Genomic DNA, 19,886 nt, shown 5'->3' on the forward strand with positions numbered 1-19,886 from the left:
TATCGGTGTGAACCACTCATAGCGTGCATCGCTTCGCTCGCTTGGCCGCCAACCTACACCCGAAGGCTCAACTGTCACAGTTAGTTACTGCAGCCACACAATATAAATTTTCACGCAGTATGGAGCTCATATGCTTATTATCATGTTTTTCATCGCTGTTATATTTATTTTTCTAACAGTGGCAACTGTATGCAAATTATTTAAAATGCCACGCCACAAGCTGGTAGTTGTTTCAACATTGGCTACGCTAGCACTATGCAGCACCGATATATTATGTTTTATTAAATTCACTCAAGAATGCAGTGATGCAGGTACTCATTTGTATTCTTCTCACGAAGTAGACGGTTTTTATGCAAAAGGGTGGAGGATTAGAGATGCAGAAAATTATATTCGTCGAGGCTACGCATATGTAGAGATTGACTCAGGAGACGGCCGCTACATAAAAGTACAACGTAGCGGAACAACTGCTTCTGACATCAAAGCAAGCCAATATTCAATCGTGCATTTTCATAAATATTTTAAACTTGGCGCTTGGGCTCGCGGGGCGATTATTGAAGATTCAAATAAAGCTAAAATTGCCGATGTAACAATTGTGGCCACACAGGGTGGGTATATTTATCACGCCATATGGAATAAATTCGCTCAGGGAGCAGTTTCCGAAGTATGCATGGGTAGAAATAGCTCTGTCGGCGACATTATAATTGCAGCATTACCACCCAGAAAGGAAATTAAAGAATGACCGAGCATGAAGCGGCACTTTACGGCATGGTTGCGGATGCGGTATGGCGAATATCAGGCCTCCATACAGGTCAACCAAGGGTTGATGCACGGTCAAGGCAGATGAACACTACAGCGGCGCTGTAAAGTCATTCACCATTGAGGGTTTATCCCTACCTCACGGTGGACGAATCGACCTATGACCTGCGGTCGAACACTATCCAATAAATGAAATTACAGAAAATCTGTCTTTGATCTTGATCTTCTGTTTTCGTGCAGAACACGAAGTGCGGTAGCAATCGTCGCCCACGAAAGAGGTGATAACCCGTATGCCGAGCATACGATTCAGAGCAAAGGCAACAGCAAGAGCGGTTTTTGTGTCGACTACGTTTATTGGAAGGCGATCCTGTGCTGATGTCTTCAGTGGTGCGGAGTCACCAGAATGTAACCTTCAGACGTTGACGTCTGGCTGTCAGTGAATACGGCTAATAGCTTTCTATATCCGACCGTATTACTTTTCGCAGTGTCCCTACAGGACGCATGTCATTCTTGAACATGATGCACCTCCGAATAATCGGTAATTTCAACGACGCCGCTGATCGATTGACTCTAAGCAATCTACTCCCATTACCGAGCTACCCCAAGCAAGCACACCTCCACACAAAGCCCGCCACCTTCACGCTCACTCAGCGTCAGCCTGCCACCCAGCGCAGTCGCCAGTTGCTCAGCAATGGCCAGCCCCAGGCCGGTGCCTCCCGTTTCTCGGCCGCGCGAACTTTCGATCCGATAAAAGGGTTTGACCACCTCGGCCAATTCATCACTCGCAATACCCGGCCCTCGGTCCAGCACCTTGATCGACAGGCTGCCATCCCCCCCCCGACTCACTTCAATCTCAGCCGCCCCGGCAAACTTCACCGCGTTATCCAGCAGATTGGCCAGTATCCGCCGCAGCCCCTGTGGCCGGGTATCCAGCAGCGCCGCGGTACTGCCACGCAACTCGACGTTCTGACCGACATCCTGATAGTCAAACACCAGGCTCTGCAAAAACGCATCCACATCAATCCGCCGACTCGCTTCAGTCGCACCATGGCTGCTGCGCGCATAAGCGATGCCTTCGCGGACCAGATGCTCGATCTCCCCTAGATCATGGGTGAGTTTGTCTTTTTCCACCGACTCATCCATGAACTCGGCGCGCAGTTTCATGCGGGTGATGGGGGTTTGCAGGTCGTGGGAAATCGCCCCGAGGATCTGCATGCGCTCCTTGAGGTAGTCGGCGATGCGTTGCTGCATGGCATTGAACGCCGTGGCAGCGTGGGCGACTTCTCGCGGACCGGTTTCCTCCAGGGGCTTGCCGGGGGTGTTCGGGTCCAGCGTTTCGGCGGCCCGCGCCAGATTGGCCAAGGGCCGTATGGCAATGCGCACCGCCACCCAGATCAACAGCAACAGCAGGGCGAACTGGATGGCCAGTGCCACCGGTAGCCACAACGCGACGGGCAGGTCGCGGGGCTCGACATCAAGGCTGATCGACTGGCCGTCGTGCAGCGCCAGATGGACCCGGAAATGCGCGGATGAGCCTGTAAAGGTGGGCTGGTATTGTCTCAACGCATTGGCGATGGCCTGGGCCGCGGGGGGCAGCGGATCCAGCGCGGGTCCCGCTTCAGTGGCGCCCATCTCATAGCGATAACTACGGCCTTGCAGGCGCTCCAGCCAGGCGCCACGCTCGCTGGCGGGCAAGCGATCGAGCACCGCCACGCTGACCCCCACTTCGCGCTCGATGATCGAGTTGATCATGCTCGACGAGCTTTGATAGCGCTCGTAGAACTGCGAGCCGAAGGACAGCCCGTAAGCAAGGACCAGGCCGATGAAAAAGATCAGCGACAGCTGGGCGGTGAGAGTGCGCGGCAGGCGCATCATGGCGTGGCGCTCAGGGTTTCGACACTCATGGAAAACACATAACCCTCGCTGCGCACCGTCTTGATGTAGGCGGGCTCGCGGGCATCGTCCTGCAAGCGTTGGCGCAGGCGGCTGACCAGCAGGTCAATGGAGCGGTCGAACAGATCGGCGTCGCGGCCTTGGGTGAGATTGAGCAGTTGATCGCGGTTGAGCACTCGCTGCGGGTGATCGAGAAACACCTTGAGCAGCCGATATTCGGCACCGCTCAGGGCCACCAGGGTGTCCTGGGCGTCGAGCAGATGGCGGGCGATGGTGTCCAGGCGCCATTTGCCGAAGGACAGCAGATGTCCTTTGTCCGTGGCCTGCAGGTTGGGTGGCAACATTCGAGTGCGGCGCAGCACGGCATTGATGCGCGCCAGCAGTTCGCGGGCCGAGAACGGTTTGGTCAGGTAGTCATCGGCGCCCATCTCCAGGCCGATGATGCGGTCGGTCTCGTCGTCGCGCGCGGTCAACATCAGGATCGGTGTCGCCCGGTGCTTGCCCGCCCGCAGCTCGCGGCACAGCAGCAGGCCGTCGTCGCCGGGCATCATGATGTCGAGCACGATCAAGTCGACCGGCGTGCCGTCCAGAAACTTGCGCATCGCACGGCCATCGGCCGCGACGCTGGTGCGCAGTCCGTTCTTCTTCAGGTAATTGCCGATCAGCTCGCGGATTTCGCGGTCGTCGTCGACGATCAGAATGTGGTCCACATGGTCCATGGGTGACGCCTCTCAGCCCTTGCCGGGCGGTTACGCACTACAAGGTGACGGCAAAGGCGGGGAATTTCCAGCGGCTTTGTATCGAACTGTATCTGGGTGCCTCGTCGATACGTTGTGATTGATTGCCGACCCGCCACGACACATTGCAGATACGTCCAGAGCATTCAATGGCTCCACGGCGAAACGCAGCGCCACGGCCTGCCAAGCCTCTCCCGAACCCTGAACGCACACCGAGGAAGCCCCCATGAACATCTTCAAGAAAACCTTGCTATCGAGCGCTTTTATCGCTGCCGGCCTGGCCTTGGGCATCAGCAACGCCAGCGCCGCGCAAGCCGCGCCGGTAAAGAATATCGTGCTGGTGCACGGCGCCTTCGTGAACGGCTCGGGCTGGAAACCGGTCTACGACATCCTGGTCAAGGACGGCTACCACGTGTCGGTCGCCGAACACCCGCTGACCTCGTTTGCCGATGACGTGACCGCGGTCAAGCGCATCGTCGACCAGCAAGACGGCCCCACTATTCTGGTCGGCCACAGCTACGGCGGCGCGATCATCACCGATGTCGGCAATGACGAGCATGTCACCGGCCTGGTCTATATCGCCGCTCATGCCCTCGATCAGGGGGAGACCGAAGCGCAGAACGGCAAGCTGTACCCCAACGCGACCAAGGCGGTGAAGAAAACCGACGACGGCTTCCTCTATCTGGACCCGGCCTTCTACCCCGCGGATTTCGCCGCCGACCTGCCCAAGGCCCAAGCCGAGTTCGAAGCCAATGCCCAAGAGCTGACTGCAGCCTCGGTATTCACCACCCCGGCGGGCGTCCCAGCCTGGAAAACCAAACCTAGCTGGTACGCTGTGGCTCAGGCTGACCGCATCATCAACCCGGACCTGGAGCGCATGTATGCCAAACGGGCGAACAGCCATACCATCGAGATCAAGGGCGCCAGTCACTCGGTGTATGAATCGCATCCCAAAGAAGTGGCGGCGTTGATCGAGCAGGCGGCGCTGCATGCGGCGGACAAGGGCTGAGCGGCTATCAGTTCTGCCGAAATAGCCGGGTTACGGTGAGTTGAAGTGATTTGAACCCCAGCGCAGTGCTGGGGCTTTTGTGATCATTCGACGGCGATGTAGCCAGCGGTCCACCCCCATGCTTGGCTGATCATCTGCGGAAATGATTTGGGCCACTCGCCAGTATGTTTCGGTCTCCCAGCCTGACCTACTCTACCCGGCACTCTGGTCACTGGAAGGGAATTGCTCATGTGGAAACACGCCATACCACGGCTGCTCGTCTGTATTGCTTTGCTCGGCACCGCCGTCGTGAGTCTGGCAGCGCCACCGCTGCAACTGGACGTCTATAACCCAGGCGCGACGGCAGCCTTCCCCGTGAGTTCGGTGCTGGTCAGCGGCGAGAGGGACGCCATCCTCATCGATGCGCAGTTCGCCAGGCCCCAGGCTGAGCAATTGGTCGCGAAGATCCGCCACAGCGGCAAGAACCTCACCACCATCTACATCAGCCATGGCGATCCGGATTACTACTTCGGCCTGGAGGCGCTCACAGGGGCCTTCCCCCAGGCCAAGGTCGTCGCCAGTGCGCCGACTGTCGCCCATATCAAGGCCACCATGGCCGCCAAACTGGCGTATTGGGGGCCGCAGATGGGCGATGGCGCACCCGACAAAGTGATCGTCCCTGAGTTGATGCAGGGTAGTGCGCTCACCCTGGAAGGCCATGAACTGCAGGTCATTGGCCTGGATGGGCCGCAACCGGAGCGCAGCTTCGTATGGATCCCTTCGATAAAAGCCGTGGTGGGTGGGGTGGTGCTGTCAAACAACATCCACGTGTGGATGGCCGACACCCAAAGTGCGGCTTCCCATCAGGATTGGCTGGCGACCTTGGCCCGGATCGAAAGCCTCGAACCGGTCACGGTCGTCCCTGGCCACTTCCTGCCTGGCAAGCTCGATTCCCGCGACGCTGCCGAGTTTACAGCGGGCTACATCAAGGCCTTCGACGCCCAGGCCGCTCAGGTTAAAGACGCGGCAGAGCTGATCGTGGCGATGCAGGCCCTGTATCCCGATCTGGCCGAGGAATCGTCACTCGAGATCAGCGCCAAGGTGGCCAAGGGTGAAATGCAGTGGTGAGTTGACGCCACCCGATACCGTCCGTGGAAGCGACTGGCAGCCCAAAGCGCTTACCTCCCATCGATTGCCATTGAATGATCAAGCCATTCTCAGGTCGATTCCTCCTGCAAGCGATGAATCCTCGACTCTCTTTAAAGGAATGACCAGATGGCGAATTCATTCAATGTCAAAGACTTCGGCGCCGTGGGCGACGGGCACAGTGACGACACCCTGGCGTTGCAAGCTGCGATCGACGCCGCATCGGCCGCAGGGGGCGGAACGGTGGTGATCCCCAGCGGCACCTATATCGTCAGCGCCCAGGCCTCCGGCAACGCGCTGATACTCAAGGACAACGTTCTGCTCGAAGGCGACACCACTGATCGGCCGACGCTGAAACTGGCAAACGGTTCCAGCGCTGATATCGACGGCATCCTGCGCGCTGATGGTAATGCGGTCGGCGTCAGCAGTCTGGTTATCGACGGCAACCGCGCGCATACCACGGGCGTGGTCAGCGATTTATCGCTGGGCGACGGCGCGCAACTGACGCTGAATTACGTCCAGGCCACCAACGCGTCCGGCTACGGCCTCGATCTACGCGCTGAGGGCGGTCAGGTCCAGTCCGACAAGGCCTACGTGGATTACAACGGGCAGGGCGGCGTGATCACGGCGGGGCTGGTCGGCAGTGCGCTCGATGACCTGATCGTCACGGACAACGATGGCAACGGTCTCACCACTCAAGGTGCGGTGAGGGTGCAAGACATCACCAGCACCAGTAATCAGGGCTATGGCGTCGCCGTTGTGGGTGACGCTGATGGCCATGCGGCGCAGTTGATCAGTGGATCGATCACCAGCAACCGCACCAGTGGAGTATTGATCGACAAGGCCAGCGACGCGGTGGTCGATCACCTGTCCATCTCGTACAACCGCCTGTTGGCCATCGAGGTACGCGATTCCCAGGGTACCCAGATCAGCACCAATCATATCGATGGCAGCTACCTGGACGCCAACCACTCCTACGTGCTTGTGCAAGACAGCACCGGCACCGAAGTGCGTGGCAACGTGATTGGCGCAACGGGCTATTATGACGGCGCGAGGTCTACCTACGGCGTCGAGGAGCGCGGCCAGAGCAACGACAACCGTATTGGTGACAACTTCATCGGCAACGCCACCGAGGGCGACGTCAAGGTGGTCGGCGCCACGACCGCAGTGTTCGATAACACCGACGCGTTGACCACCTACGGCTCCACGGGTGACGACGTGATCTCCGAATATGCCCGGGCTTACAACACTGTGTTGTATGGCGGTGCTGGTGACGACGTGATAATGGGTGGGGACCTCGACAATGAGTTGATCGGCGGTGCCGGCGTGGACCAGCTCGTGGGTGCGCAGCGCCACGATACCTTCCGATTCACCCAGCTGACCGACAGCTATCGCACTGCAAGCGCGAGCTTTGCCGATACCATCAGCGCGTTCGATGTCAGCAAGGACAGCATCGATGTCACCAGCCTGGGGCTTAGCGGCCTGGGCAATGGCCACAACGGCACGTTGGACCTGACCTACAACGCCGACAAGGACCTTACCTACCTCAAGAGCTATGACGCCGACGCTCAAGGCCAGCGCTTCGAGCTGATCCTCAAAGGCGACTACCGCACCAGCCTGACCGCGGATAATTTCCTCCCGCTCACCAACGGCACATCCGGCGACGACAGCCTGCAAGGCACCACTCACGGCCGTGACACTCTGGTAGGCGGCGATGGCCGCGACGTGCTTTCGGGCCGCGGCGACGATGATCGCCTGGACGGCGGTGGCGGTGCCGATCGGCTGATCGGCGGTCAGGGCGCGGATACCTTCGTCTATAACCACCTGACCGACAGCCAGGTCGATGCCGCCGGGAAGGATCAGGGCCGCGACCTGATCGTCGACTTCAACAGTGCCGACCACGACCAGATCGACGTCTCTGCCTTGGGGTTCACCGGTTTCGGCGATGGTTACGGCACCACACTGAGCCTGACCTACGACAGCGCCAACGACATCACTCGCCTCAGCTCAAAAGAGCTGGACAGCGCCGGCAATCGTTTCCAGGTCGCCCTGAACGGCGACCATGTGCTTGACCTGGGCGCCAACGCTGTCGAGTTCGCCCGGGCTGACAGCCCGCAAGAAACCAGCACCTATCCGGGGCAGATCTTGACCACCGGCACGGCGGCGAGCGACAGGCTCATCGGCTCGGCAGACGCGGACCGTCTCTATGGGCTGGACGGTGACGATGTGCTGCAGGGGGGCGCCAATAGCGATTTCCTGCTCGGTGGCCATGGCGCTGACAAACTTACCGGCGGCAGCGGTAGTGATTACTTCGTGTTCCAGAGCGTCGAGGACAGCTACCGCACCGCTGACCAGAGCCATACCGACCTGATCACCGATTTCAATCAGGGCTACGACAGCCTCTCCGTCAGCGCACTGGGCTACACCGATATCGGCGATGGCTTCAACGGCACCTTGAAGATCGACTACAACGCCGCCCTTGACCGCACCTATGTCCGCGACCTGCAGGGCGACGACCAGGGGCGGTTTTTCCAGATCGCCCTGAGCGGCGATCAGACCCAGAACCTGCGGTACAACAACATGGGCTTCGCGGATCGCGATGTGTCGGCGGATGTCGCGCCGATCGAGGTGGTGGGTGTGGCTACTCATGCCGATCATGCTGTTGGGTGATCAAGGCACAACCCCGCTCACTCAATGATGCGGGGTTCACTGGTCACGACTGCACACTTTCTCGGCATTACCACCCTCTAATCCCCTCAAGCTTTCCCACCCCCGGCCGTTAAATGTACAGGACCCGATACATTCATATAGAGAATGGACAAATCTCATGACGGCCATTACATCTGCCAGCCTGCCCCTGACGACCAGCCTCACCGCCATCACGCCGATCACCAGTGTGCCGGCGGCCACGACCCTGATCTCCACCACGGCGACCACAGCCGCGGATTCACCCGCGGCGGTGGTATCCCTGGGCAACGCCATCACCACGGCAGTGGACCTGTACTCCTCCCGGGGCACGCTGGCTGATGCGCCGCCCGCTCTGATGTGGGAAAACACCACGCAGAACAAGGTCACCAGCACCATTGCCGGCAACCTGAACTCGCAGGACGCATCGACGCGCTTCAAGGGCCTCGGCGCGGCACTGTTGACGCAGTTCGCCAACAGCGGTAGCGGTTTTTCGCAGTCGGTGCTGCAGCCGACCGGTAATGCCACGCCTTCTGCTTCGGCGCTGACCGCCCTGCAGTCCAACCTGCATGCCAATGCCGAAAACGCCGTGAGCCTGACCATCAAGACCGCCAGCGGCGCCACGGTGACGCTGAGCCTGAGCAGCAGCGACACGGGCCTGGGGGCGCAGGTCAGCGTGACGGGTGGCAAGCTCAACGACAGTGAACTGGCGGCCGTGAGCAAGCTGGCAGATGGTTTTCAGAGCGCCATCGATGGCCTGGGGGCCAAGCCGCCCAAGCTGAATCTGGACGGGCTGACCCAGTTCGACAAGAGTGCGCTGACCTCCGTGGACTTCACGGCCAAGCTGGCGGGCGGTGATATCCAGACGCTGAGTTTTTCGGCCGACGCCAATAAACGCAGCGTCAGCATGACCGGTGTGGTGGGCGATCTCAACTTGAGCGTCGACACCCGCAACACCGCGATTCTGGGCAACGCCGCGCAGCAAGCCAAGGCGTTGCAGACCTACCTGACGAAGTTCGATTCAGCCCGTGCCCGCGGTCACGGCGACGAAGAGTTGATGGGCATGTTCAAGGACGCGTTCACCACCTTCAATACCAATGTCGGTAGCGCGGCGGCTACCACGAGCGGGGCGGTGTTGAACGATACCGACCATGCGATGTTGACCGGCCTTGCGGATTTCAGCGCGTCCATCAGCCAGCACGCGCAGTCGGTCAACCCGATGCGCACCAACGAGGTGGACACCTTCGCCTACACCGTGTCGCAGTCGACCCAGGCCAAGGGCGCGCAGGCCAATCGCAGCATCGATCAGCAGCAGCAGTCGCAGCTCAGTGCCAGCTATCACCAGGCGCTATACCCGGGCACCAGCTTGAACCTGACCCTGGACAAAGACTCGCAGAACTACACCTATTTCAAGATTGCCGACAGCGCCAGCAGCTCGTCGAGCATCGCCTACAGCAAGAACGCAATCATTTCGGCGGCACTGTCGCAGTCGTCCACGCAGTCCAAGACCGCGCTTACCTATGTGCTCGGGCAGTTGCAGTCGACCGTCACCACACCCAAGCAGGTGGCGCAGGCGAGCAGTGTCAAGGACTTGCTGGAGGATGCCCTCAAGCAGGACAAAGCCTCGGGCTTTGGTGGCAGTGGCAATGGCCCGGCATACAAGGCCGCCATCAACGGCATTCACGAGCGCGTGCTGGGTGCGTTGGACATCGCTACGTCAAATTGACAGCGTATGCGCCGGGGCACAGGGCCCCGGTGCGGCGTGTCAAGCCAGGGTGCAACCGGCGAACGCGGTCTGTTCCTGAATCGCGGTGGCAATGCTCTTGCGCGTGGCCACATGTTCGACGCCATGGCTGTCGGTAAACACCGCAGGCACGAGCACTTCTTTCTCTTCTTCGTCCATTTCGATGCTGAAACCCAGCAGCGCGAACGCTTCGCCATCCTGGCTGAGATTGGCTGCCGGGCGCCCGACGCGGATCGGGAACGGCAGGCTGACCTCACCGTTGCTGAGGGTGAAGACTTCCATCTCTTTTTTCGGGCGCGAGGCCTTGGCCTTGCCGCCGGGCTCTTTCATGGCCAGGTGGGTGTGGTTGAGCACCTTCAGGGCCAGGCCGTAGATGATGTTCTCGAACGCCGGATCGTTACGGAAATTGTGCAGGATCTGCGAAATCGAGAAACGGCTGCTCAGGTCTTCCAGGGCCGTGGCGTTGGCTTGCTCGATGTCCTTGATCTGCTTGAGTTCGCCCATCAGCTCATGGGCGCGATCGTCGTCGGTATCGTCCATCGCCTTGCGGATGGCGGCCCGCAGTTCACGGATCTTCTCGCTTTCGCCACTGGTATTGAAGGCATCGAGCACCATCTCGCTGATGTTCTTGGCCTGTGGCAGATGCTCGGAGCGATTGATCGCGTGTTCGTATTCGTCTTTGGGCGCCAGGGCGTGTGCAGCGGTCTCGGTGTTCGTGCTTTGCATTGTCGATCCATGTATCGGGTGAAGGGCGTGCAAGGTCGCGATGCCGGGTCGCGACGGTGCCGGGCAGGCATTAAATTCGCTTCTGGCCAGGAGTGCAATGGTGGCGGTGGTCGCAGGGCACTGGCCGAGACCAGTGGGCACCGCCCATCCATTGCGCTGCACTTTGTGCCGCCTTTGCCACTCACAACTTCATGAACCCATGATCGAGTGAGGATTGTATGGCTACGCACAAGCAAGAACATCGCCCGGTAGACGACGTATCCCAGGACCTCAACGAGGTACCACCCGAAGGCATCGAGCCGGACCTGACCCCCGCGCCGGGCACTCAGCGCGGGATTCCCGATGCCGAGCCGGCCCGTACTCAGCACGAGGCTCCAGCCTCGGCTACAAGCCCGGCGCCTGGCTTTAGCCAAAGCCAAGGCCAAGGCCAAGGCCAAGGCGAGAGTCAGACACAGAGCCAGAGCCAGAGCCCCGGCCAGACCCAAAGCCAGACGCAGAAAGATCTAGGTTTTGACCCGGATTCGCCGGATGTGGCCGATCCCCAGGTCGATCCGGTCGGGCCCGCACAGATTCCTGATGATGCCCCCGGCATGCAAGTGAAGAAGCGCGTCAATGACGATGAATACCCGCCTTATAACAAGCCGTAAGCGGCCGTCATTGTTACAAGATCAAGTCCCGACGACCCTTGTTTGTGTCTTGGCGATAACCGGTATATGCCACGCAGCCCACGAAAACCGCTGCCTGGCGCCGCGAGCCGCAGCCCAGACGCCTGGCGATGCCGGCCCAGGGCTGTACACGGACGCAGCCTGTTCTACACTCAGGCTGAAAACAACAAGAGTCCCAACCATAAGGGAAATCGTCATGATCGATTACAAGACCGAAAACCGTTGCTTGCTGTCCACCATCGCATCCGGGGAGATGCAGATCACCGGCAGGACTTCTCAGACTGTCACCGCGCTTATCCTGGCGGGTTTTCTGGCGGACCAGAAGACCTGCGAACCTGATGGCATGATGATGCATCGCGTCAGCCTGACGCCGGCAGGGCACCGATTACTGGAGGGTTTGTGGTACTGAAGCGTTTGATGATTTTGCGCTGACTGTACCGGCCTCTTCGCGGGCAAGCCTTGCTCCCACGGTGTTTAATGTTTCATCTTCATCCACCAGTGGTAGCAAGGCTTGCTCGCGAAGAGGCCCAAAACATCACCTCGTTGACTGCGGTTATACTCGTGTTTTTTCTCCGCAGGCTGCCCATGACCGACCCCCATCGCCTTCCCGTTCCCCTCGCCAAAGCCTATCGATTGCTCAACCATGGCCCGACCGTACTGGTCAGCGCTGCCCATGACGGCGCGCGCAATATCATGGCGGCCGCCTGGTCGGTGCCCATCGATTTCGACCCGCCCAAGGTCGCGGTGGTGCTCGACAAGTCGACCTGGACCCGCAAGCTGCTGGAAGCCTCGGGCACCTTTGTGCTGCAGGTACCGGTGGTGACCCAGGCCAATCTGGTCGAAACCGTCGGCTCGGTGTCCGGCTTGGCGCTGGATGAAGCCGGCGATGGCGACAAGTTCGAGCGCTACGGTCTGCAGACATTTGCCGGCGCGGTGATCGATGCGCCGTTGCTGGAAGGCTGCGTGGCCTGGCTCGAATGCCGACTGATCCCTGAGCCGCACAATCAGGAGACCTACGACCTGTTCCTCGGCGAAGTCGTCGCCGCCCATGCCGATTCGCGGGTGTTCAAGGAGGGCCACTGGGACTTTACCGGCCACGATGAGCTGCGCACCCTGCACCATATCGCCGGTGGGCATTTCCTGGTGATTGGCGAGGCGGTGCAGGGCAGTGAGCAGCCGCCGTTGCCTCCCAGCGGAGCCTGAACGGGCCGGACGGTACAGAGAATTTTGTAACCAAGGCTGTCCAATACCGCATGTTGGAGGCCTCAGCGCTATGCTCCGCGACGTCAAACGGAATTAATCATCACTACAGGCCGCTTTTCATGTCTACCCATTCTTTCTTCGATCGCGAGGTTGTAGAGCGCGCGGCAAAAAAAATGATGGAACACAAAAATGGCTCGAGTGCGCCGGGTTTGTCCCTCGAGCTTAAAGTCGCTATTGGCTGGAAGGAAAAAACAGAGGAGCAAATCCAGGCAGCATTCCGCGAAGCGGTGCTAAAGCTGCGTCGTGGCTGATTCGGTACCGGATTTCTCGAACGGCGAGGGCGATTACAATTTCATCTACACCAAGTTGATGGACAACGAGAACGACGTTATCGGTGTCGTCGCCTATTCAGTCTCAGCTGGCAGCGAGATCACCGAAGCAGGCTGATCTCTCATCCCCGCTCGATATTCACCACTCAAACGCCGGCCGCCGCACCATCTGCGCGGCCCGTTCGATGTCGGGTGCAAGCCAGCGATCCTCGTCATAGGCCGGCACCTCGTTGCGTAACAGTCGCCAGGCCCGGTCGGTTCCCGTCCCCAAACGCTGCGGCTGAAGAAACTCGAACGCCTGCGCCGCCAGCAAATACTCGATGGCCAGCACCTGAGTGGTGTTGTCGATGACCTTGAGCAGCTTCAGCGTGGCACCGGTGCCCAGGCTCAAGTGGTCTTCCTGCAGGGCCGAGGTGACGAAGTTGTCGACCACCGCCGGCTGTGCCAAATGGCGATTTTCCCCGACCAGCGCGGCCGCCACATACTGGGTGATCATCATCCCCGAATTGACCCCCGGCTGGCTCACCAGAAACGCCGGCAGGCCACTGACCAACGGGTTGATCAGCCGATCCAGACGGCGCTCGGCCACGCCTGCCAACTCCGCGACCGCAATGCACATCAGGTCCGCCGCCATGGCCAGCGATTCGCCGTGGGGATTGGCCTGGGACAGCACGCGATACGCCTCTGGAGTACCGACCACCAGCGGATTGTCGGTGACCGAGGCCAGTTCGGCATCGATCTGCCGCTCGGCGTGTTTGAACTGATCACGGCATGCGCCATGAATCTGAGGGATGGAGCGAATGCTCATGGCGTCTTGGGTGCGAATCCCGCGGCTGTTGGCGATGACTTCGCTGCCCGCCAGCAGGGTGCGCAGGTTTTGGCCGACGGTCTGCACGCCGGGATGCACCTTGAGCGACAGCACGGCCTCGTCGAAGGCGTCGATCTGCCCGCGCAGAGCCTCGAAGCTCATGGCGCCGATGATATCCGCCCATTGCGCCAGGTTGCTGGCATCGGCCAATGCCAGGCTGGCCAGGCCGGTCATGCAGGGCGTGCCGTTGACCAGGCTGAGGCCGTCCTTGGCTTGCAGTTCGACCACCGCGAGGCCCGTCTGATCCAGCGCCTGGGCGGCGCTCATCAGCAGGCCGCCGTGGGACACCTGGCCGATGCCGAGCAGGGCGATGCCGATATGGGCCATATGGGTGAGGTAGCCGACCGAGCCCTGGGACGGCACGCAGGGGGTGATGTCGTGGTTGAGCAGGTCCAGCAGACGTTGCACCACCGCCGGGCTGATGCCAGAGCGGCCGTGAGCATAGTTGTTGATGGCGGCGCAGATGATCGCGCGGGTCTGCTCGACTTTCAGCACCGGGCCGACCCCGCAGGCGTGGCTGAGCAGGGTGTTGCGCGACAGTTTGGCCAACTGCGGGCCTTGCAAGGCGATATCGCTGAGGGCGCCCAGGCCGGTGCTGATGCCGTAGGCACGCTCGCCGCGCTCGACGATATGGTCGACGATGGCGCGGGCATTGGCGATCTGCGCCCACACGCTGTCGGCCAGTTCCAGCCGCGCGCCGTGCCGCGCCACGGCCACGACCTGGCGCCAATCAAGAGGCTGATCGCCGCGGTGCACCGGCGGGCAATGCGCGCTGTTGGCAGCCGGACGCGCGGAAGTGGGGTCCTGGAGGGTCACGTTAGGATCCGTAGCAAGGGGAACCGCGCTCATTCGGCGTTCCTCTGTTGATGGCTGGAAACGAACTGGCGAAAGCGCTCGGTGGGCAGGCCTTCGAACAATTCTGCCGGGCTGCCTTGGGCATCGATCACGCCGTTGGCCATGAACACCACGCGGTTGGAAACGTGGCGAGCGAAGCCCATCTCATGGGTGACCACCAGCATGGTGCGGCCTTCTTCGGCCAGCGAGCGCATGACCCGCAGCACCTCGCCGACCAGTTCCGGGTCGAGGGCCGAGGTGGGCTCATCGAACAGCATTACCTGCGGGTTCATGGCCAGCGCCCGGGCAATGGCCACGCGCTGCTGCTGGCCGCCGGAAAGGTGCGCCGGGTAATAGTCGCGGCGGTCGAACAGCCCGACCTTGTGCAACAGTTGCTCGGCTTCTTCACGGCACTCGGCCGCCGAACGCTTGAGCACCCGCAGCGGGCCTTCCATGACGTTCTGCAGCACGGTCATGTGCGACCACAGGTTGAAGCTCTGGAACACCATGCCCAACTGGCTGCGCATGCGCTCGACCTGGCGCTTGTTGCCGGGCACTTGGCGGCCGTCGCGCTGGCGTTTCATTTCGATCAATTCGCCGTCGAGGCTGATGCTGCCTTCGTCCGGGGTTTCGAGCAGATTGATACAGCGCAGGAAGGTACTCTTGCCCGAGCCGCTGGCGCCCAGGATCGACACCACGTCACCCTTGTGCGCTTCCAGCGAGATGCCCTTGAGCACCTGCACCTGGCCAAAGGATTTTTGCAGGTTGGCGACCGACAATGCGGCCGATGAAGGCGTATTCATGAGGGCTCCAGGTGATTTATTCGGGGGAGGGGCTGGCGGTTTCGGTGGCGAGCGCGGCGCTCGGGCCATGCGGGCGCTCGCGCAGATGCGGCGTCAGGCGATGCTCGAGCCAGCCAATGGCCCGCACGATCAGGAAATTGAGCAGCAGGTAGATCACCGCCGCGCAGGCGAATACTTCCATGGTCCGGTAGGTGCGCTGGATGATTTGCTGGGCCACGCCAGTCACATCCCACACCGTTACCAGACTCGCCAATGCGGTGGACTTGACCAGCAACACGGCCTCGGTGGAATACGCCGGCAGGGCCTGGCGCAGTGTCACCGGGGCGATGATCCGGCGCAGCAGCGTCCAGCGCGACATGCCGATGGCCAGCCCTGCTTCGATCTGGCCGTGAGGTACGCTAAGCAGGCCGCCGCGGATGATCTCAGCGGTGTAGCCGGCGGTGCACAGCGCCAGCGACACCACTGCACAGCCATAGGGCGAGCGCAGCACCACCCAGGCGAAACTGTCACGGATGGCCGGGAACTGCCCCAGGCCGTAGTAGATGAGGAACATCTGGATCAGCAGCGGCGTGCCGCGAAACAGCATGATGTAGAAGCGTGCCGGGTAACTGAGCAGCGGCCAGCGGCTGACCCGCAGGCTGACGATACCCAGCGACAAGGTCAGGCCCAGCGCCAGCGAAGTGAAGAACAACGTCAGCGTGGTCGGCAATGCCGCCAGCAGCTTGAGCATGGTGTCGGCAAGAAAGGTGAAATCGATCATGGCAGGCGTCCGCAGTCAGGGGATCTGGCGACGCTGGGTGCGTCGTACGCGGGCTTCGGCAAAGCCGAACAGCCGACCCGAAAGGCCCGTCAGGATCAGGTAGAGCACCGCCCCGACGATGTAAAAGGTGAAGTACTGGCGCGTCGAACCGGCAGCCACCTGGCTGGCGCGCATCAGCTCCACCAGGCCGATCACCGAAATCAGCGCCGAGTCCTTGAGGCTCATCTGCAGCACATTGCCCAGGCCCGGTAATGCGTAGCGCATGACCTGCGGCACCAGCACCCGGCGAAAGCGCATCGCCGTGCTCATGCCGATCGCCAAGGCAGCCTCCAGCTCGCCCTTGGCCACTGCCAGATACGCACCGCGAAACACTTCGGCCTGGTATGACCCGGAGATCAGCCCCACCGCCAGGGCGCCGACCAGGAACGGCGGCACATTGATATAGCCTTCGCCGCCAAACCAATGCCCCACCGCCGACACCACGCTGGCGCCGCCAAAATAGAACAGATAGATCACCAGCAACTCGGGAATGCCGCGGAACAGGATCGAATACAGGTCGCCCAGCCAGCGCAGGCTGCGCCGCCGTGACAGCTTGGCGGCAGCCACGAGGCTGCCGAACACCGCGCCGACCAGCAGCGCGGCGAACGTCAGCAGGATGGTCATGCCGGCGGCCTTGAGCAGGGCCATGCCCCAACCGGTATCACCGAAGCTGAGCAGTTGCAGGATATTCATCAGGGTTGCCTCTCAGGGCGCTGGCTATGCACCCAAACGTGGGCGAGCCGAGGAACTGCCTCGCCAGCACACGGCTGGCGAGGCGCCAGGGCGACTCAGGACTTGGGTGTCAGGTCGACCTTGAACCACTTCTCGCTGAGCTTCTTCACCGTCCCGTCGGCCAGGGCGTCCTTGAGGGCCGCGTCGAACCGAGCCTTGAGGTCGGCGTCCTGCTTGCGAAAGCCCAGGGCTTCGCCGTCGCCGAAGATCGGCCCTTTGATTTCCGGACCGGTGTAGGCCAGGCCTTTGTTCTCGTCCTTGGCCATCAGCGAGTTGAGGAAGGTCACGTCGTCGAACACCACGTCGATACGACCGGCTTGCAAGTCGAGCACCGCCTCGGCGGACGAACCGTATTCGCGCACGGTGGCGATGTCCTTGAACTGCTCGTCGATAAACGGCGTGTAGACGGTGCCCGAAGCGATGCCGATGGTCTTGCCTTTGAGCGCTGCCTTGACGCTGGCCATCGCAGCGCTGGTCTTGGCACTGTCGGTACCCAGGGTCAGGGCGGCGGCCTCGCCCGGTGTGCCGGGGAGAGCCTTGGCATCGAGGGCAACGAAGCTGGCCGGGGTGCTGGCGTAGGGGATGGAGAAGTCCATCACCTGCTTGCGCTCGTCAGTGATGACAATGGCGTCCATCAGCACATCGAACTTGCCGGCGTTGAGGCTGGCGATCATGCCGTCCCAGTTCTGCACCGCGATGTTGCATTTGAGCTTCATGCGCTGGCAGAGAATATCCATCAATTCCGGCTCGAAGCCGCTGATCTTGCCACCGGGCAGGGTCAGGTTCCACGGCTCGTAGGAGCCTTCGGTGGCGATGTTGACGCTGGTCCAGTCCTTGGCCTGCGCCATCGGCAGGAACGCCATCAGCGCGGCGCCCAGGGTAGCTGCTGTAAACCAACCGGTTTTGCTGGAATGTGTCATGTGTCCCGCCCTGATTATTGGTCTGGTTGTAGGGGATGACTGAGTCCCCTATGCTTGTACATACAAGTACTAGCAATTAAAAGGCCAGAATCGCCCGGGCGTTGGACAAACTCCTAACTCGTTGTTTCACATTGTTTTGCCGCGCTGCGAGGCCTTGCCTGCGCAATGCTGAAGCTGCGCGCGTGTGCACTTTCGGAGCGGCTTTATGACCAAGTGTTACCTGCTGGTGCGCTAAGCCGGTGCTAGGTCGGCGCTACTTCGACGCAGAGTTGCCGCCGAGTCGGCGCCCAATCCGCGTCGGTCCTCAAACCGGCCGGGCAGTCACCCCATGGTACTGGCGATCGAAATACACCAGTCCCGCAGCCTCGCCCTGACGTTCCAGCGCCACCACCTCGCAGAACAGGATGTCGTGGGTGCCCACGCTTACCGTCTTGCTGACGCGGCAATCGAACGACGCTGCCGCACCCTCCAGCACTGGCGCCCCGGTTACCCAGGTGTGCCACTGCGCGGCGGCGAAACGCTCGGTCATGTCCGTCTTGCCGCCGAACAGATTGGACAGCTCGTGTTGACCGTGGGCCAAGGTATTCACACACAGCGTAGCGTTGGCGCTGAACGCCGCATGCACCGAGGCCGAGCGGTTCAGGCACACCAGCAAGGTAGGCGGATCGTCGGTGACGCTGCACACCGCCGTGGCGGTAAAGCCCGCGCGTCCGCCAGGGCCATCGCTGGTGATGACATTGACCGCTGCTGCCAGGCCGGCCATGGCGTGACGAAAATCGTCGCGGGTTACGACTTCCTGAATAAACGGCGTTGATTCTGACGCTTGCATGACAAGGCTCCCCTCACGCCTGACGCGTGAGATAGTCCAGTAGAACGCGATTGAAAGTGGCTGGATCGCTGACGCTGGAGGCATGGCCGCCGTATTCGAGCAGTGCCAGTTCACCGTTAGGCAAAGCATCCGCCAGATGCTGGGAGCGCTGCCATGGCACGAGCATGTCGTCGCGGTTGGCAATCAGCAGGGTCGGGGTCTGAATGGTGCTCAAGTGCGCTTCGACATCGAAGCCCTGCAACGCGGCAATGCGCTTGAGCAAATTCTGTGGCTCGGGGAAGTGCGCCAGGGCATGGGCATCGTCCTCGGCCAATTGCGCGCTGTTGGCGGCGATCCAGTCGGCGGGATACAAAAACAGCGCCTGGGCCTGCACATAGGCCGCCGGGCCGCTGTCGCGCAGCAGGTTCTTGCGCACCGCAAAGCAGCGTGCACTGTGCGGATTGGGGCTGCTCCAGGCGTTGATCAGCACCTGGCTTTGCAGCAACTGTGGGCGCTGCAGGGCCAGCTCCAGGCCGACCAGTCCACCCAACGCGTGACCGATGAAATGGCAGCGCTGCACTTCGATGCCATCGAGCAGCGTCAGCAGTTCGCGGGCCATATCGGCGATCGAATAATCATCCGCCAATGTTGCCGGGCTGCGGCCGCTGCCGGCCTGATCGTAGACCACCACGCGATAGTGATCGGTCAGCACAGGCAGTTGCGGGCCCCAGAAACGTGCCGAGCCACCCAGGCCCGAGCTGAGCACCAGGGTCGGCGCAGCGGCGTCTTGGCGACCGAGAATTTCGTGATACATGCAAGGCTCCAGTGCGGGCCCTCAGGGCCCGTCCAGGTGGAAGAGGGCGCTTTAGCCGATATGGGCAATGCTGGCGATTTCGATCAGCGCCTCGGGTTTGACCAGGCCGCATTGGATGCAGTAGCGCGCGGGCTTTTCGCCGGCGAAGTACTCGGCGTACACCGCGTTGATCTTCGGATAGTCGGCCCAGTCGCGGAGCATGATCATGTTGAAGGTGACGTCGTCCATCGTGCCGCCGGCGGTCTCGATTACCCCTTTGATGGTCTCCAGCACGTGGCGGGTCTGGCCGGTGGCATCGCCTACATGCACCACGTTGTTGTCCTTGTCGAAGGGCAGGGTGCCAGACACGTACAGAATGCCGTCGGCCATGGAACCCGGCACGAACGGGGCGATGGGAACGCCGGTGCCGGCAGGGATGATTGCTTTCTTGCTCATG

20 protein-coding genes and 1 pseudogene are annotated in these 19,886 nt (G+C 61.1%); 10 read left to right on the top strand and 11 right to left on the bottom strand.

The window, feature by feature from the left end; all coding sequences use genetic code 11:
- Window positions 1–130 precede the first annotated feature (130 nt).
- Complete coding sequence (locus tag REH34_RS21525; protein WP_311969112.1) at window positions 131–739, top strand: hypothetical protein; 609 nt, start codon at window positions 131–133, stop codon at window positions 737–739.
- A gap of 605 nt (window positions 740–1,344) precedes the next feature.
- On the opposite strand, the gene REH34_RS21530 is transcribed toward REH34_RS21525, so the two are convergent.
- Entirely contained in the window at window positions 1,345–2,628 is a 1,284-nt protein-coding gene (locus tag REH34_RS21530) for a HAMP domain-containing sensor histidine kinase (RefSeq protein ID WP_311972130.1), read from the bottom strand.
- Window positions 2,628–3,368: a response regulator gene (locus REH34_RS21535; RefSeq protein ID WP_311969113.1), complete on the bottom strand. Its 741-nt coding sequence runs from the start codon at window positions 3,366–3,368 to the stop codon at window positions 2,628–2,630. The genes REH34_RS21530 and REH34_RS21535 overlap by 1 nt, the downstream gene beginning before the upstream one ends.
- Before the next feature lie 244 nt (window positions 3,369–3,612).
- On the opposite strand from REH34_RS21535, the gene REH34_RS21540 reads away from it, so the two are divergent.
- The 4 genes from REH34_RS21540 (at window position 3,613) to REH34_RS21555 (ending at window position 9,931) form a co-directional block, all read left to right on the top strand.
- The gene (locus REH34_RS21540; RefSeq protein WP_226503277.1) at window positions 3,613–4,395 is read left to right on the top strand and encodes an alpha/beta fold hydrolase; all 783 of its coding nucleotides are present in this window, start codon (window positions 3,613–3,615) and stop codon (window positions 4,393–4,395) included.
- Between the two features lie 228 nt (window positions 4,396–4,623).
- Window positions 4,624–5,502 carry an MBL fold metallo-hydrolase gene (locus REH34_RS21545; protein WP_311969114.1) on the top strand — a complete coding sequence of 293 codons (879 nt, stop codon included), beginning with the start codon at window positions 4,624–4,626 and terminating at the stop codon, window positions 5,500–5,502.
- 147 nt (window positions 5,503–5,649) lie between these two features.
- Complete coding sequence (locus tag REH34_RS21550) at window positions 5,650–8,190, top strand: M10 family metallopeptidase C-terminal domain-containing protein (RefSeq protein ID WP_311969115.1); 2,541 nt, start codon at window positions 5,650–5,652, stop codon at window positions 8,188–8,190.
- A 157-nt stretch (window positions 8,191–8,347) separates the two neighbouring features.
- The gene (locus REH34_RS21555; RefSeq protein WP_311969116.1) at window positions 8,348–9,931 is read left to right on the top strand and encodes a lactate dehydrogenase; all 1,584 of its coding nucleotides are present in this window, start codon (window positions 8,348–8,350) and stop codon (window positions 9,929–9,931) included.
- A 39-nt stretch (window positions 9,932–9,970) separates the two neighbouring features.
- Here REH34_RS21555 and REH34_RS21560 read toward each other — a convergent pair whose 3' ends face one another.
- On the bottom strand, window positions 9,971–10,675 hold the full coding sequence (locus REH34_RS21560) for a hypothetical protein (RefSeq protein ID WP_226503281.1): 705 nt from the start codon (window positions 10,673–10,675) through the stop codon (window positions 9,971–9,973).
- Between the two features lie 470 nt (window positions 10,676–11,145).
- On the opposite strand from REH34_RS21560, the pseudogene REH34_RS21565 reads away from it, so the two are divergent.
- From REH34_RS21565 to REH34_RS21585, 5 genes and pseudogenes are all read left to right on the top strand, one after another.
- Window positions 11,146–11,322: pseudogene (locus tag REH34_RS21565) on the top strand (DUF6021 family protein); the annotation flags it as partial.
- 214 nt (window positions 11,323–11,536) lie between these two features.
- Window positions 11,537–11,749, top strand: coding sequence for a hypothetical protein (locus REH34_RS21570; protein WP_226503282.1), 213 nt, complete (start codon window positions 11,537–11,539; stop codon window positions 11,747–11,749).
- A gap of 176 nt (window positions 11,750–11,925) precedes the next feature.
- Entirely contained in the window at window positions 11,926–12,543 is a 618-nt protein-coding gene (locus tag REH34_RS21575; protein ID WP_311969117.1) for a flavin reductase family protein, read from the top strand.
- A gap of 119 nt (window positions 12,544–12,662) precedes the next feature.
- On the top strand, window positions 12,663–12,854 hold the full coding sequence (locus REH34_RS21580) for a hypothetical protein (protein WP_311969118.1): 192 nt from the start codon (window positions 12,663–12,665) through the stop codon (window positions 12,852–12,854).
- Entirely contained in the window at window positions 12,847–12,990 is a 144-nt protein-coding gene (locus REH34_RS21585) for a hypothetical protein (RefSeq protein WP_311969119.1), read from the top strand. The genes REH34_RS21580 and REH34_RS21585 overlap by 8 nt, the downstream gene beginning before the upstream one ends.
- A 21-nt stretch (window positions 12,991–13,011) precedes the next feature.
- Here REH34_RS21585 and hutH read toward each other — a convergent pair whose 3' ends face one another.
- The 8 genes from hutH to rutC form a co-directional block, all read right to left on the bottom strand.
- The gene (hutH, locus tag REH34_RS21590; protein WP_311969120.1) at window positions 13,012–14,589 is read right to left on the bottom strand and encodes a histidine ammonia-lyase; all 1,578 of its coding nucleotides are present in this window, start codon (window positions 14,587–14,589) and stop codon (window positions 13,012–13,014) included.
- Window positions 14,586–15,377: an ABC transporter ATP-binding protein gene (locus tag REH34_RS21595; protein WP_226503287.1), complete on the bottom strand. Its 792-nt coding sequence runs from the start codon at window positions 15,375–15,377 to the stop codon at window positions 14,586–14,588. The genes hutH and REH34_RS21595 overlap by 4 nt, the downstream gene beginning before the upstream one ends.
- A gap of 16 nt (window positions 15,378–15,393) precedes the next feature.
- Window positions 15,394–16,137 carry an ABC transporter permease gene (locus REH34_RS21600; RefSeq protein ID WP_311969121.1) on the bottom strand — a complete coding sequence of 248 codons (744 nt, stop codon included), beginning with the start codon at window positions 16,135–16,137 and terminating at the stop codon, window positions 15,394–15,396.
- A gap of 15 nt (window positions 16,138–16,152) precedes the next feature.
- A complete protein-coding gene (locus REH34_RS21605) occupies window positions 16,153–16,869 on the bottom strand; it encodes an ABC transporter permease (protein ID WP_226503289.1) in 717 nt (238 codons plus the stop codon).
- Between the two features lie 95 nt (window positions 16,870–16,964).
- Window positions 16,965–17,828, bottom strand: a complete 864-nt coding sequence (locus REH34_RS21610; RefSeq protein WP_226503290.1) for a transporter substrate-binding domain-containing protein — start codon at window positions 17,826–17,828, stop codon at window positions 16,965–16,967.
- 304 nt (window positions 17,829–18,132) lie between these two features.
- Window positions 18,133–18,657 carry an NADH-dependent FMN reductase RutF gene (rutF, locus tag REH34_RS21615; RefSeq protein WP_311969122.1) on the bottom strand — a complete coding sequence of 175 codons (525 nt, stop codon included), beginning with the start codon at window positions 18,655–18,657 and terminating at the stop codon, window positions 18,133–18,135.
- A 13-nt stretch (window positions 18,658–18,670) separates the two neighbouring features.
- Window positions 18,671–19,450, bottom strand: coding sequence for a pyrimidine utilization protein D (gene rutD / locus REH34_RS21620; RefSeq protein ID WP_311969123.1), 780 nt, complete (start codon window positions 19,448–19,450; stop codon window positions 18,671–18,673).
- Window positions 19,451–19,501: 51 nt separating this feature from the next.
- Window positions 19,502–19,885, bottom strand: coding sequence for a pyrimidine utilization protein C (rutC, locus tag REH34_RS21625; protein WP_226503293.1), 384 nt, complete (start codon window positions 19,883–19,885; stop codon window positions 19,502–19,504).
- Window position 19,886 lies beyond the last annotated feature (1 nt).

Origin of the sequence: Pseudomonas baltica (assembly GCF_031880315.1) — a bacterium.
In the GTDB taxonomy this organism is placed as follows: Bacteria; Pseudomonadota; Gammaproteobacteria; order Pseudomonadales; family Pseudomonadaceae; genus Aquipseudomonas.

Bases quoted from the DNA above. Each gene is read 5' to 3' on its own strand.
- REH34_RS21525 (WP_311969112.1), top strand. From the start codon at position 131: ATGCTTATTATCATGTTTTTCATCGCTGTTATATTTATTTTTCTAACA.
- REH34_RS21530 (WP_311972130.1), bottom strand. From the start codon at position 2,628: ATGCGCCTGCCGCGCACTCTCACCGCCCAGCTGTCGCTGATCTTTTTC.
- REH34_RS21535 (WP_311969113.1), bottom strand. From the start codon at position 3,368: ATGGACCATGTGGACCACATTCTGATCGTCGACGACGACCGCGAAATC.
- REH34_RS21540 (WP_226503277.1), top strand. From the start codon at position 3,613: ATGAACATCTTCAAGAAAACCTTGCTATCGAGCGCTTTTATCGCTGCC.
- REH34_RS21545 (WP_311969114.1), top strand. From the start codon at position 4,624: ATGTGGAAACACGCCATACCACGGCTGCTCGTCTGTATTGCTTTGCTC.
- REH34_RS21550 (WP_311969115.1), top strand. From the start codon at position 5,650: ATGGCGAATTCATTCAATGTCAAAGACTTCGGCGCCGTGGGCGACGGG.
- REH34_RS21555 (WP_311969116.1), top strand. From the start codon at position 8,348: ATGACGGCCATTACATCTGCCAGCCTGCCCCTGACGACCAGCCTCACC.
- REH34_RS21560 (WP_226503281.1), bottom strand. From the start codon at position 10,675: ATGCAAAGCACGAACACCGAGACCGCTGCACACGCCCTGGCGCCCAAA.
- REH34_RS21570 (WP_226503282.1), top strand. From the start codon at position 11,537: ATGATCGATTACAAGACCGAAAACCGTTGCTTGCTGTCCACCATCGCA.
- REH34_RS21575 (WP_311969117.1), top strand. From the start codon at position 11,926: ATGACCGACCCCCATCGCCTTCCCGTTCCCCTCGCCAAAGCCTATCGA.
- REH34_RS21580 (WP_311969118.1), top strand. From the start codon at position 12,663: ATGTCTACCCATTCTTTCTTCGATCGCGAGGTTGTAGAGCGCGCGGCA.
- hutH (WP_311969120.1), bottom strand. From the start codon at position 14,589: ATGAGCGCGGTTCCCCTTGCTACGGATCCTAACGTGACCCTCCAGGAC.
- REH34_RS21595 (WP_226503287.1), bottom strand. From the start codon at position 15,377: ATGAATACGCCTTCATCGGCCGCATTGTCGGTCGCCAACCTGCAAAAA.
- REH34_RS21600 (WP_311969121.1), bottom strand. From the start codon at position 16,137: ATGATCGATTTCACCTTTCTTGCCGACACCATGCTCAAGCTGCTGGCG.
- REH34_RS21605 (WP_226503289.1), bottom strand. From the start codon at position 16,869: ATGAATATCCTGCAACTGCTCAGCTTCGGTGATACCGGTTGGGGCATG.
- REH34_RS21610 (WP_226503290.1), bottom strand. From the start codon at position 17,828: ATGACACATTCCAGCAAAACCGGTTGGTTTACAGCAGCTACCCTGGGC.
- rutF (WP_311969122.1), bottom strand. From the start codon at position 18,657: ATGCAAGCGTCAGAATCAACGCCGTTTATTCAGGAAGTCGTAACCCGC.
- rutD (WP_311969123.1), bottom strand. From the start codon at position 19,450: ATGTATCACGAAATTCTCGGTCGCCAAGACGCCGCTGCGCCGACCCTG.
- rutC (WP_226503293.1), bottom strand. From the start codon at position 19,885: ATGAGCAAGAAAGCAATCATCCCTGCCGGCACCGGCGTTCCCATCGCC.